This is a genomic window from Thalassoglobus sp. (assembly GCF_048270125.1).
Taxonomy (GTDB): Bacteria; Planctomycetota; Planctomycetia; order Planctomycetales; family Planctomycetaceae; genus Thalassoglobus.
The window spans coordinates 38641-52891 of sequence record NZ_JBLWTN010000024.1 but is presented as its reverse complement, the minus strand read 5'-3'; the positions used below and the strand labels follow the sequence as shown (position 1 = coordinate 52891).

General features: G+C 49.6%; 6 protein-coding genes and 1 tRNA gene. 3 read left to right on the top strand and 4 right to left on the bottom strand.

Annotated elements, in window-relative coordinates:
- The first annotated feature begins 61 nt into the window (after positions 1-61).
- A tRNA-Lys gene (locus tag ACN0YR_RS19965) sits at positions 62-134 on the top strand.
- A gap of 423 nt (positions 135-557) precedes the next feature.
- On the opposite strand, the gene ACN0YR_RS19960 is transcribed toward ACN0YR_RS19965, so the two are convergent.
- Entirely contained in the window at positions 558-1682 is a 1125-nt protein-coding gene (locus ACN0YR_RS19960; RefSeq protein WP_417850979.1) for a class I SAM-dependent methyltransferase family protein, read from the bottom strand.
- A gap of 297 nt (positions 1683-1979) precedes the next feature.
- Here ACN0YR_RS19960 and ACN0YR_RS19955 point away from each other — a divergent pair, with 297 nt between their 5' ends.
- Positions 1980-7874 (top strand): ATP-binding protein, encoded by a 5895-nt coding sequence (locus ACN0YR_RS19955; protein ID WP_417850978.1) that lies wholly within the window; start codon positions 1980-1982, stop codon positions 7872-7874.
- Here the strand turns inward: ACN0YR_RS19955 and ACN0YR_RS19950 are convergent.
- From ACN0YR_RS19950 to ACN0YR_RS19940, 3 genes are all read right to left on the bottom strand, one after another.
- On the bottom strand, positions 7863-9314 hold the full coding sequence (locus ACN0YR_RS19950) for a DUF1501 domain-containing protein (RefSeq protein ID WP_417850977.1): 1452 nt from the start codon (positions 9312-9314) through the stop codon (positions 7863-7865). The genes ACN0YR_RS19955 and ACN0YR_RS19950 overlap by 12 nt on opposite strands.
- A gap of 252 nt (positions 9315-9566) precedes the next feature.
- Positions 9567-12020, bottom strand: coding sequence for a DUF1549 domain-containing protein (locus tag ACN0YR_RS19945; protein ID WP_417850976.1), 2454 nt, complete (start codon positions 12018-12020; stop codon positions 9567-9569).
- 62 nt (positions 12021-12082) lie between these two features.
- Entirely contained in the window at positions 12083-12952 is an 870-nt protein-coding gene (locus tag ACN0YR_RS19940) for a sugar phosphate isomerase/epimerase family protein (protein ID WP_417850975.1), read from the bottom strand.
- A gap of 350 nt (positions 12953-13302) precedes the next feature.
- Here ACN0YR_RS19940 and ACN0YR_RS19935 point away from each other — a divergent pair, with 350 nt between their 5' ends.
- Complete coding sequence (locus ACN0YR_RS19935; protein WP_417850974.1) at positions 13303-14208, top strand: SGNH/GDSL hydrolase family protein; 906 nt, start codon at positions 13303-13305, stop codon at positions 14206-14208.
- Positions 14209-14251: the final 43 nt, after the last annotated feature.

The window sequence follows — 14251 nt, the reverse complement described above, 5'->3', positions numbered from 1 at the left end:
AACGACCTGCCACACTCGCGAATTCAGTTCGCTGTCGCAAGTCATTCCCAGTAAAGGACTTGGGAGCGTAGCTCAGTTGGTAGAGCAACGGACTTTTAATCCGTAGGTCCAGAGTTCGAGTCTCTGCGCTCTCACATTGAAACCTGACAGGTACCAAAATATTGGTGTCTGTCAGGTTTTTTTATGCGCACTCAGCCCTTTTTTCAGTACAAGGTGACGACAGGTTCGGAAAATCAACCGGCCTTTTTAAGGCCGCAAGATCTCTGAGAAAAGTGAAATCTTTCTGGCCATTGTGGTTCGCAATTGAATAGCGGTTCGTATGTTCAGGCTTACGACACACGTTTGAAAATAAAACTGGCGCAGATTGTCTTTGTGACGTTCGCGCATGAAAACAACCTCGACAAGCAAAGCTCGGCGAGGCTGTTAGGGCTCAAAATCGATTGAACGTCGCGCAAATCTGAGGATGTCAGAGTTGATACGCTTTTCAGAATTGGGGCTATCAAGTTCTGAGAAAAACGTTCGAAACTCAAGTCTTCAACATGAGATGAAGAGGTTTCTTAATTCTCTGAGGTCAGTGAGTCTCTTTGTGACGCTTCTGTTTCGCGAACGGTTGAGAAGTGTGGACCTTTCAACTCTTGGTTCTCGTCGAATTGGACACCTTCGGCGGTTGTGATTCGGCTCACAAAATTCATGATGATGCCGGTAGAGTCGCGGGACATTTCCATTGTCTCCATGTCGTAGCCAGCTTGCTCGAAAAGGGCTCGACAGTCTTCTTCCGTTCTGAGGTAGAAGTGCCAGTCAGCATGCCATTGATACTCAGAAGCGACATACTCACGACAATCTTTGAAGGCAACATAGACTACGCCACCCTCGATCACTGACTGCCGCCAGCCTTCCAAGATGCGAATCATGTAGCGATCGGGGATATAGTCACACAGTCCGACGCTGTAAACGATATCCGAGGCGCCAAAGTTCTGGATGTTTTTCTCGCCGCTAGTCGTCTTTAAGGCGTTATAGCAGACGGGTGTGACAGTCAGATTTTTTGCAGCGGCTTGCTCGACTTCATCTTTTAAGAATCCGAGAGCAGCTTCATCGCTGTCCAGGCAGGTGACAGAAACCGGATTTTCGAGATGATCAAATCCGCATGTGTACTCACGTCCTGGACCGGATGCGACATTCAAAATCGAAACAGGTTTATCCCGCTTCTGGATTTCATCTAAGACAAACGCTTTCACGTCAGCTAAACGAGTTCGTACAGCACGGGCAAGGTCTGCTTTAAGAAAGTAACGGTCCATGACCAGTCCGAGCCCAGTCGACTTCGGCTCTTCGTTGTAGAGAGCCGTTAGCATGACATAGTCACCTGGGTAACCTCGGGGTTTTTTCTTTGCACGATCAAAGAACCAGCTTTGATCAAACCAGGGGGCGAGTTCATCGCGAAAGCGTTTTTGAATCTCAGCGAGTTTGCGAGTATCGTTCTTCAGCAATTCTTCAGCAGCTCGGCACTCTTCGCGTGACTGATGGAAAGCGGTCGTGAACTCTTCAACGCAACGGTCTTCGGTTTCCTGATCTGGGTTTTGCTCGATCTCCTTTTCGATACGACCCAGAGTTTCCTTAAAATTCGCAACTTCGACATTAAAGAAGGACTCGACATCAAATGGGATATTTGAATCTACAGTGGACATTTTTTCCCTTTATGGATTAAGCCCGACCATGATTTCTTACCCGCTGAAAAGAATAGTGGCAGTACGCTGGACCATTCACAAGATTATTTTGAACATTCTGAGCAAATTGATTGAAACGATTGTTCCGTGTTGTTCATTTTCTACAACAGTGAATTTACTCCTTTCAGGTAATTTGGGGGGACAAGGGAAAGAATGCCTCACGCAGGTGAGTCATGAAGTAAAGATATAGATTGATACCGGTGCTTTTGATTTGTGGTTAAACAGTCTTTCCCTTTACTTCCGAGTGCTTACTACTTCATGGCTTCAACACCTTCCCAATCTGAACTCAACTCTGACGTGGACACCGCTTCGGTTCACGAACAGGGAGTCGATGAAGGCGTGCTGCTGATGGAACGATTTCAGCTCATGACTCGGGTTGATTGTCGTCTTGGGTTTGAGTGTTGGCTGGCTTCAGATTTAGAGAATGAAGAGCTTGTTTTTGCCTTCAACCACGGAGAGCTGAAAGAGGACGTTCGGAAGAAATTTGTCAGTGACGTCGAACAGTTGCGTGCTAAAAATTATCGGAATGTTGTCGCTGCAACCACACGTGACTTTGCAACGTGGTTCTTCTCACCAGCGACCAATGGGGATCTGCTCCCCGACCTGATCGCTGAGCGACCGTTGACCGAATTAGAAGCATTGCGACTCTTTCAGGCCTTACTCAACGAGATTCAAAAACTGCACCAGGCTGGGGTTCTGCACCGTTCCTTAACGCCTTCGCACGTCCAGGCGAGACGGTCGAAACCCGATTGGACCTGGAGAATTTTCTGGACTGGGGGGCCATTCGTTGAGGAGTCTGCCGGAAAACTCAGCGAGCTCGATTTCCGAAATGTCTTTTACATGTCTCCCGAGCAGACGGGAATTGTCAGTGACAAGATTGGCGTCACTTCAGATCTTTACTCGGTTGCCTGTATTGTCTTTGAAGCACTCACACAGCGAACTCCATTCCTCGGTGAAACACTCAACGAATTTCTCTACTCGCAGTCTACGCAGAATTCGCCATCAGTTCGGAAACTTGGAGTCACAGTTTGCAGCCACTTTGATCAGATTCTCACACGCTGCCTACAGCGGCGAAGTGCTGATCGCTACCACTCAATCGACGCTGTCCTCGATGACGTGAACGCATTGTATGAGTCTCTGACGACGTCGGGGCGAGAACCATCGAATGCTATTGGGGCCAGTGATGTCCGGAATTCACTGGCTGCGCCAGCTTTTGTCTCGCGGAGAACTGAACTTGATCAACTGGAGCATGCCGTTGATCTTACGATTCCTGGTGAGGCTCAGGACATTATTCTCGAAGGAGAGTCCGGGTACGGGAAATCGCGGTTGATTTCAGAGTTGTCCAGCCGAGCTCACGCCAAAGGGATTGATGTCTACCACGGAACAGCTTCGATCGACATTCGGACGTCATTCAAAATTCTGAATCAGATTGCCAGTCAGATTGTGTCGAAGAATGACGCCGACCCGGAGTTTGGAGAGCGGCTGCGGTCTGAATGTCTTGATATTGAAGAAACACTCGTCAGAGCGCTGCCAAAACTGGCTCAACTTTTTGAGACTCAAGGTCAAGTCGCCAAGCCCCCTGTGAATGGTGAAGCGGGAACGCTTTTGGCCATCTGCCAGCTTTTCAGTCTGCTCGGTGATGCCGAAACCCCTGCCCTGGTAATCCTGGATGATTGTCAGTGGGATGCCGACTTCGTCAGCCGTTTATTGAAGTTTTGGCGTCTGCAACAGAGTGAAAAAAGTCCCGGTGACCGTCATGTCATGTTGCTCATTTCCTACCGGACAGAAGAGGTCTCAAATTATCATCCTCTAAAAAGTACGTCCCTCATTCAACGGATTCATTTGAGTCCTTTATCGGAGGGTGATGTTGATCAAGTCGTTCTTTCCATGGCAGGGCGAGTTCCACAGCGAGTCCTTGAGGTCGTTCGAGAGCTTGCGGCTGGAAGTCCGTTTATGGTGACTTCTCTTCTTTATGGCTTAGTCGAATCAGGCGGGATCTACCCCGCGCAGTCAGGTTGGAAAATCGACAAAGCTCGCTTTAGGAATTTGTGCTCATCTGCCGAGGCTGGCGAAGTCTTGGCGCAGCGTCTCGCGCTACTCTCACCTGCAACACGCAAGTATCTTGAGGTGGGGGCGATTTTGGGGCGTGAGTTCGATGTTGAGCTTGCCAACCAGGTTTCGGAGCTTTCTCCGTCAGAGATTCTTCACGCGATTCAGAATGCCAAAAATCGTCAACTTCTGTGGAAACGCCATACCAGTGAAGTTTGTGTTTTCCTGCACGATAAAATTCGGGAAGAACTCCTGTCGCGCATGAATCGGTCTGTACGAAAGAAGCTGCATCTTCTGACTGCCAGGTTCATCGAAAAAAAATACCCTGATCAGATAGCAGCCCTTGCTTACCACTATTCGTCAGCAGGAGCAAATGAGCTAGCTTACTATTACGCTTTATTAGCTGCGAAACGAGCCAGGAATCAACATGCGCTCGAACTCGCTGAGCAACAGTTTCGAATTGCGTTAAAGGCAACCCCGACAACAGGTGGTCCGAATCTCTTTGATATCCATGAAGGTCTTGGCGACGTCCAAATGCTTCAGGGAAAATACGAAGAGGCTCGCATTGCATTCGCACATGCAAGAGATCATGTGAAGTGTGATCTGGAGAGTGCTGAAATATGTGGGAAGCAGGGGGAGCTGTGCATTAAACGCGGAGACATGAATACGGCGATTCAACACTTTCGCGATGCCTTAGAGATCGTTTCACAAAAAATTCCACAGACACGATTCTCTCTGTTCGCTCACTTGGCATATGAAAGTTGTCGTCAGGTTGCACATACGGTTTTCCCAACACTCTTTCTCTCCAGAATGCGTCGAGAACCGACAGAGAGAGAACGTCTGGTTCTCAAGCTGTTGAGTGGGTACTCACATGCGAGTTGGTACTGTCGTTCTAAGCCGATGACGTTGTGGGCCAACTTACGTGGTATGAACGAGGGGGAAAAGTACTTCCCGACTCTTGAACTGGCGCAAGCATATTCCGACCACGCACCGGGGATGGTCCTCATTCCATACTTCCCCCGGGCGTACAAGTATGTCACCCGTTCTTTTGAGATCCGAGATGAACTCAATGATGAGTGGGGAAAGGGACAGTCGTTGCACTTCCACGGAATCGCTCACTATGCAAACTGTCGATATGAAGATTGCATCGACTATTGCCGGAGAGCAATAAAGATTCTCGAAAGAACAGGAGACTTCTGGCAGGTCCATATCGCGCGTTATCAGGTCGCTGCAGCTTTGTATCGGCTGGGGGATTTCGCTGGAGCGATCGAAGAGTGTCGTCGAAACTATGAATCTGGAATGACTCTTGGCGATGAGCAGGCTTCAGGGATCATCCTGGATGTCTGGATTCGTGCCATGAACGGTAAACTCCCTGCGGAGATGCTCGAAAAAGAACTTCGTCGGGAACGCGAAGACGCACAGGGAACGGCTCAAGTTCTGCTCACGCACGCAATTTCTCTCCTCGATCAAAATGAATCTGAGCGGGCGATCGCAGTGCTCAATCGAGCCCGCAACCATGTGGAAGCAGCCGGTGTCAAAAATCCTTACACCTGTCCGATTTATACCTGGCTGGTCGCTGCGTGGAGGCAACGCGCACAGCAGGACAAATCGTTCTTGCTTACGTCGCGAAAGATGTCTCTCAAAAAAGCTCGCAAGACAGCGAATCAGGCCATTCTGACTGCGGTTCGTTTCAAAAACGAACTACCGCAACTCTACCGGGAACTGGCATTGATCTCGGCCATGCAGGGTCGAAACGCGAAGGCAAATAATGAGTTGCAAAAAAGCCTGAAATTCGCAAGAAAACATAAAGCCGCTTATGAGTTGGCGCTGACCCGACAAGTCCAGCGAAAGCTGGGAGAAGAACTTGGCCGGAAGTTCACGAAAGCGGAGCTTGACCAATTTCAAGAGGCCGAGTTCCAGATCGAATCGGTCAATTTCTTGATCCAAAACGATGACGATCGAGAAACTCTTTCTCTCGCAGATCGATTTGAGACTCTCATGCAGACTGGTCGAAAGATTATGTCTGCCAGAGCAAACGAAGAGATCGTTCGGGAAGGTGAAGTCGCTGCACGTAAGCTTGTTCGTGCTCCGATTGCGAAACTGCTTTGGAAGAGAGACGCTCATCTTTATTCTGGGAACTCGCTGCGTCGTTCGAACGTCTTTAATCTCGCTGACCTGGAGGAATCTGAGCCACCTTCAACAATGTTGACAAAAGTGGTGATTCGAGGAGAGATCATTGCTCATTTGAAAATTGAGCATTCCGATCTCTCGCGGTCGTTCTCGATTACTGATCGTCAAATTGCAGAGTTTATTGCCACGCTCGTTGGTGCTGCTCTTGAGAATGCAGAAGGCTTCGCGGAACTCCAGGCCCTCAATGAAACACTTGAAACTCGTGTCGCAGCCCGAACGGAAGAACTTGAAGATCGTGCTTCGCAACTCGTCCGTTCCAATCGTGAACTGGAAACGGTTGCGAAAGCATTGCGAAGAACTCAGTCTCGACTTGTGGATTCCATTCGAGAAGCCAGAGATGCGAACGAAGCCAAAGGGCGGTTCCTGGCAATGATGAGTCACGAAATTCGCACGCCGATGAATGGAATTATCGGGATGTCTCAACTTGCATTGGCAACACGGTTAGACAACCAGCAAACGAGTTACCTGAAAACCGTTTCGCAATCCGCGAAAACTTTATTGACGATTCTCAACGACGTATTGGACTTTTCAAAAATTGAAGCAGGCAAGCTGGACATTGAGCGGATCGAATTCAACCTGCACAGTTGCGTTGTCGATGCGTGTCGTTTGCTCTGTGTGAAAGCGTACGAAAAGGGCCTCAAGTTCCGTTGTCTGATTTCTCCTGATGTTCCAGCCAGTGTTTACGGCGATCCGAATCGTATTCGCCAGATCCTGCTGAACTTGCTTGGAAACGCGATCAAGTTCACTGAAGAAGGACACGTCACGCTCTACGTTGAAAGGTCAACCGATTCTCGGTACGACCAGGGTATTGAGTTTTCAGTTCAAGATTCTGGAGTGGGAATTCACCCCGATGCGATCAACCAGGTGTTCGAGTCGTTTGATCAAGGCGATGCCTCGGTGACGCGACGGTTTGGCGGTACCGGCCTGGGGCTGGCGATCTCTCGCCAACTGGTCACCCTCATGGGGGGAGACATTCATGTTGAAAGCAAGCTTGAAGAAGGATCAGTCTTTCGGTTTGCACTGGAGCTTACACCGGCACAAACGCCATCTGAACGTCAGCAAGATTCAAAGTCGCTTTTACTTTACTCTTCCGACGATTTGTACTTCGATCATTTAGTAAGAATTGTGGAGGCTCTTGGCCATAAGATTGTTCGTGTGGACAGCCTTGAGAGTCTTCAGGAACTGGTCCCGAGTCAGGATGCATGTGAGTACGAAGCTCTGATTGTTGACATCGATTGCTTCGGGTTCTACGAAGATCAACTTCTAGGAACTGCAGCAGACCTGCTTCCGATCATCACACTGATCCCCTCGGGAATGGAAAGTGAACCATCGATACAACTCTGCGTAAAGACTTGCTCGCAACTCATCAAACCATTCACGATTGAAGAGTTTGACTCCGAGATTCACTCGCTGAATACTAAAGAGGAAAGCGACAGCGAGCAGGAAAATTTCGTCGCTCCGGAAATACCAGAAGGGACTCTGAAACTGCTCATTGTCGATGATAGTGAAATCAACTTGATGGTTGCAGGGGAGATGATTCGTTCGCTCGGTCACCAGGTGACCACGGTTGAGAGTGGTCAAGCGGCTTTGGAATTGTGCCAAACCGGGATCTTTTTCGATGCGATCTTTATGGATATCGAAATGCCGGGAATGGATGGTGTCACGACCACCCATAAAATTCGGGAATTTGAAGAGCAATCAAACGTCACCAAAACTCCCGTATTCGCCATGACAGCCCATGTCCTCGAAGAGTTCCGCGAGCGTTGCTTCAAAGCAGGGATGGATGGGTTTGTCTCGAAACCGATTGATCAGGATGAGTTAGAACGCTTCCTCAATCGATTCGAAGAGAATCTCAAAGCTCCCAAAACTTCACAGCGAAAACTTCAATGGGTGCAGTTCCCATCAAGCGAATAAGTCATTGACTGCTTGCCCATTTCCATCTTGGGTGACATAAAATGGACGGCCTTCGATGTCGAAACCGGTTCTTGGACTGATCCCCATCGCGGTCATGATTGTCGCATGCAGGTCCATGATTGAAACAGGGTTCTCGATGGCAATCAGCGGTCGTTCATCAGCCGTTTTTCCGTAGAGGAATCCTTTTTTCATTCCTCCTCCAAACATCACCACACTGGTTCCGCCCGTGAAGTGGCGATGCAATCCGTAGTGCTTCATCTCGGAAATTGTATCGACTTTGAATGTTGCTTGGTCATTGGCAGTTGAGCCGGGCTTGCCTTCAATAAGAGCGTCTCGGCTGAACTCAGAAGCGATAATCACCAGGGTCCGATCAAGGAGTCCGCTCGCTTCTAAGTCGAGGATGAGTTGAGCGACGGGGCGGTCGATCTCTTTGTGTAATCGATCGACCGTTTCATGTCCGCTGTTGTGTGTATCCCAATGCAAGAATGGAACGTACTCCGTGGTCACTTCGACGAAGCGAGTACCTGCTTCTACAAGTCGACGTGCCAGCAAGCAACCACGTCCGAATCGGCCTGTGTCGTATCTTTGGTAACTCTCTTGCGGTTCCTGACTGATGTCGAAGGCGTTCCGATCTTTTGAACTGAGTAAATGGTACGCGCTGTCGAGAGCATTCAACATCGATTCCTGTTGATAATCGCTGACGTACTCAGATCGTGGGCTTTCTTTGAGTAACTTCTTAAACAACCGGTTGCGACTGGCGAATCGCTGGGCGTTCATTCCTTTTGGCGGCTGAACCGAAGCGGCAGCTTGCTCAGGATACGGAAGGTTCATTGGTCCGTATTCCGAACCGAAGAAGCCCGCAGTGGTAAACGCCTTGAGCTCTTCCTTCTCTCCGACACCCTCCAAACGTTGACCGATATTTACGAATGCAGGCATCACCGGATTGACCGGACCCAGCACCTTTGCCATCCAGGATCCCAGATGAGGACAGGCTACCGTTTGTGGAGGGACATATCCGGTATGCCAATGATATTGATGCCGTGAGTGGAGGATGCTCCCCAGATCAGCTTGCACCGCAGAACGAACGAGCGTCGCGCGATCCATCACGCCGGCGATGTTCTCCAATCCTTGGCAAATTTTAATGTTGTCGACCGAAGTGTCGATCGCGGGAAACGTACTGAGCACATCCTTGATGGGGAGCCCCTTTTCGAACGGCGCATATCGCTTCGGATCGAATGTTTCCGGGGCAGCCATTCCGCCACCCATCCAGATCAGTATGCAGGCGTCAGCGGTCGCTTCGGGATGTTTGAGCTCATCATTTGCGCTCAGGTCGCGTGGAGCCCCCGCTGCCATTGCTGCCAATCCAGCAGCAGAGAGCTGTTTCAGGAAATCGCGACGAACAATCTGTTCAGGAACTTCAGACAAGTCATACTCAAACATGGCACTCTACTCTTTGAATACGTGATGTTCGCAATGGCCGCTCATGTGACATGGTTCCTGGCAGAAACTTACCAGGACTGGCATCACCTCTCGGTGATTCTCCTCTTCAATCGAAGAGTCCTTACGTTTTCGCTACACCTTCACTTCTTTCAGTCACCCGCTTACTTCTTCCTCTCTTCGATGCTTCGTCTCTCTTTGGGAATTCTGTGTGAATCAGCACGAAGAGCGGAAATACTATTATAGACGAACGGCTCATCGAATCAGTAAAAATTCGGGCATCATGACAATCACCCACAGCAGGTCTTCAATTTTTTCAGGAGTGATTGGTTCGCTCAGCGCTGATAACATCACTTCGCTTTCTTCGCTTGTTGGTGGACGTGTGAACGCCGAAAGCACTAGGAAATCGACCAATTCTTGCGGGCTGTCCCACTTTTTTTGACTGAGGTGCTCTCCGCCACGCTTGAGAAACGAGGCGAGAGTCTCACCGTTTGTGAGGTTGATTGCTTCGAGAGTCGTCAGTTCGTTGGGGCGAGAGGAGACAATTTGTTCGCGGAGCGGGCGACCAAGTGAGCTCATGAAGAAGTCATTGTTCATCAACGAAGCACGAATCATCGGCAGGTTTTCATCCGCTCCCTGCGCGAGTTTCTGTCGAATTGGTTGAGTGGTCTTTTCGCTCCAGGCACCAAGCGTTGGCACGATTTGGACTGGATTCCATTTTCCGGTCACTTTTCCGAGTCGCCCCTCCCGAGAAGCTGGAAGTTTGTCGTTCCAGTTCCAGGACTCATCTGTCGCAAAGGTGGTCTGTTTGCCGTTCTCTAGCACGAGGCGGCCTTCGAGGTAAAAGCCCGCAGGGTTCGGAGTCGCTCCTGTGTTCTTGGCAATTGCAATGATTGCGTTCTTCCCTTTTTTCAGTAGGTGATGAACGGGTATCGACTCCACTTTTTGCCAATTGTTGCCTCTGCTGGCTTCGCGATTATTGATGAACAGGGTGAACTCATTATCACAGGTCACGGCGATGACACCGCGCGAAACATCCTCGTCCAATTCAAGAGTCTTGCTGAGCAGGATCGTTTCACCCCCCGGAGGAACCCGATTCGGTTCCTCGGCCGGGGCTGTTCGCCAAATCCATTTCCCTTGCAGCGAGACTTGATCAACTTCTTCAGCGGTGACATTTGACCGCAAGATCGGTGCATCAATCGAAGTCGGTGCAGTCCCGGTGATTTGCCAGATACCGTCGAGGAACTGTTCAGCTGTCATCCGTTTTGATCTGGGACCACGGTAAACATATTCACCATCTAATGATTCCTGCGACAAAAGTTCCGTTTGAGACTGATAGGCTTGTGAAGTCGCAATGAGCGCGAGCACTTGTTTCAGATCGTAATTGTTCTCAATCAGGAAGTTAGACAGAACCTCCAGCAGATCGGCATTCCATGGTTCGCTTTGCATGGCGTCGAGTGGGTGAACGATTCCGCGACCCATCATCTGTGCCCACAATCGATTGACAATCGTCCGTGTCAATCGACCGTTTTCCGGATGTGTCATCAACTCGGAGAGTTGCTTGAGTCGTTCTGGTTGAGTCACTGAGGGATCAGTTTGCCCGAGCTCAGGAAAGACCCAGGCTGCCTTGGCCGTCTCACCGGTCGGTTTATCACAGCGATGAATCGCTAGTTCTCGATTGGAATAAATAGCTGCCAGTCCATAGGCTTCTTTTAATGTCCATCGGTCAATGAAACTGTCGTGGCACGATGCACATTTCATATTGATGCCGAGAAACGATTGCGAGATACTTTGTGAAAACTGAATTTCCAAAGTCTGCCCGGCACTGACTTCACCGCGCCATTTGATACCGTCGATAAAGCCCTGGCTGGCATTTGTTGGAGGAGCGATCAATTCCTTGACGAACTGGTCGTAAGGTTTGTTACTGACAAGTGCGCTGTACAGCCACCCACTGATTTGCTTACGCCCACCCGTGATGAATCCGGTCCCGGTGTAATCATTGCGGAGCAGATCGTTCCAGAAGCTGAGCCAATGGTCAGCGTAATCAATGTTTCTTTCGAGCAGGCTGTGGATATACCGTTCTCGCTTGTCCGGGCTTTCGTCATGAAGAAACGCTTCTAGTTCTTCGGGGGTCGGCAAAAGACCGACTAAGTCGAGCGAGACTCTGCGGCAAAATGTGGCATCGTCGATTGGCTTCGGTTGTGGAAGTTCGCGCTTCGACAGATAAGAATCCAGTATTCGATCAATCGGATGAGTTCTTCCGTCGACTGCTGGCGGCAGTTCGACTGAATAGGGTTTGAGGGGGGGCTCGTAATTTGCAGGAGCGAATGTGAATCCGGCGTCCCACTCCATTCCCTCTTCGACCCACTTTTTGAGTTGCTCGATTTCCTTTTGTGAGACACGAGGTTTCTTCGGCGGAGGCATTTGCACTTCAGGATCGTTTGAATGAATCAAATCCAGAAAGTACGAACCGCTCACATCTTTGGGAATCGCGTACCCTTTATCCAGAAATAGTCCCCGAGTGTTGATTGAGAAGCCACCTTTAGCTTCTTTCCCGCCATGACATTCAACACAATGCTTCTTCAGTATCGGAGCGATCTTGTGAGAGAAGTCGTCTGGCTCGGCGGCGCAGAGGCTCGCTGGAGTCATCAACAGGCAGCCGACTGACAGGCAGGCGACAATCAAGAATTGAAGGAGATTGGAAATCATATCGGTATCTTAAAAATGTGATGGATTCCTACAGACTTCAAGTGCGAATCAATGACCCTCGTCTATTTCAATTCGAGGACCTTATCCATGCGGTCTGCAATCTCGGTCAGTCGTGCTTTGTCTCCTCCTTTGACCTCGGCAGTCGCCCAACCGGAGTATCCAATTTCTTCAAGTGCATCGACCACCGCTGGATAGTCTGAGTCGCCATCGCCGATCTCGACGTTGAATCCTTTCCAAAGGCCCTCGTCCTTTTGGAGCTTGCGGCTGTACTCTTTAATGTCGAGCTTCCCGATCCGTTTGCCAAGGATGCGAATCCACTGTTCTGGAAAACCGAAACGAACAACGTTTCCGACATCAAAGTAAACACCGACAGCGGGGCTGTTAATTTCGTCGATGAACCGAGCCATTTCCAGCGGGCTTAACAGAAAGTTGTTCCAGACATTTTCAACGAGCAGTTGAATCCCCTGCTTCTCTGCGTGAGGAGCGTTTTCTTTGATTCTGTTTGACCACTCTTTGTAGTTGTCGTCATACGAGACATCTTTCGAGACACGCCCGGCGACCACCAGAACCGAGGTTCCGCCTAAGGTTTTAGAAAGATCAATTGCGGTTTTAATATCCGGGTTGTTGCTGTTGATGATCCCGTGAATCGGCAGTTCTGTTTTGTCGCGTGCCTGAAGAAGTTCTTTGACCTTGGCGGAATCTTTGTCGGCTGTGCGAATTTCGACGCCATCGTAACCAATCTCCTTAAGCAACGAAAACTTCTCAGCGATCGACAGCGACTTGTCTGTCACCATGTGATACTTGACCGCTTTCTTGAAGCGAGGAGACGTTTTCGCCTGTCCCATTGAAACGCTTGTCCCAGCTGCACAGGCCATTGCAGCGACAGCGCCAGTTTGAAGGAAATGTCGTCTCGATAAATTGCCTGATGCCATGATTCTTGTCCTTAGCGTGTCATCGATAGCTTGTCTTCAATTTCATTTGAGCACCGATCCTGAAACCTGAATTTGTTTTCTCAAACAGTGAGAAGAATGACCATCCCTACAAGTTTCCGGACTCGGCCTGGATAATACGATAGCGAGTCGACTCATCTGTTGCATGCAGCTTCACCGTTCTGTTACTGAGCCCTCAGCGATTCACCGCGAACCAACTTCTCTGGAATTTGCTGATCACCGCATCTTCAGTTTCCGGCACGCATTCTCAGCATCGATTTGTTCAATCTGTCTGGATACGATATTCTTACAGCCTGCCTTTCCGAGTTTGTTTTTTCAGGATTGCAAAACAGATGCGTTGGTTTTCTATTATTGCGTTGACGTCCATTTTCTTCACAATCACTGCTGAGGTTTCGTCAGCTGGCGATTTTCAGTTGAAGGATGGAGACCGCGTTATCTTTCTAGGCAACACTCTCGTCGAACGCGCGCAAGAATATAGTGAATGGGAGTCTCAACTTTCGCAGGCTGCGAGCGGCAAGAAAATCATCTTCCGAAATCTGGGGTGGAGCGGAGACACCGTCTGGGCGGAATCCCGTGGCCTGTTTGACCCTCCAGCTGTCGGTTACAAGCGGACTCAAGAACTAATTCAAGAACTCAAGCCAACCGTGATCGTCATCGGCTATGGAACCGTTGAGTCTTTTCGCGGACCCGAGGGGGTTGACGAATTCGTTGCGCAGTACCAGCAACTTCGCAAGGATCTGCTCAAGACCAACGCACGACTGATTCACCTGTCGCCAATCCTCATGGAGGCTGCTTCGTTCCCCAAATTAGCTGAAGGGGTGAACGAACGTGTCGAGACCGCGAATAAAAACTTGAACCTGTATGCCGAGAAGGTTCGGGAAATCTCTGCGGAATCTGGCGAATTGTTTATCGATTTCCGCGATGCTCAACGTAACAAAGCTGAGGGAACGCTCTGGACTGAGAACGGTTTGCACCTGTCACGAAGCGGATATGCTGAAACGGCAAAAGTGTTGACCCAACAACTCGGTGGGACCGTCTCTCAAAAGGACAATCCAGAATTGAAAGAATTGATTCGCAGAAAAAATGAACTTTTCTTTCATCGCTGGCGACCGCAGAATTTCACGTACTTGCTTGGTTTTCGAAAACACGAACAAGGCCAGAATGCGGTTGAGATCGCACAGTTCGACCCTCTCATTACGGAACTGGAAGCCCAAATTCAAAAACAACTCAGTCCCTGAATGAAGAGTCGATTGAGTCATTCATCGTGCAAGTCCAAGATCG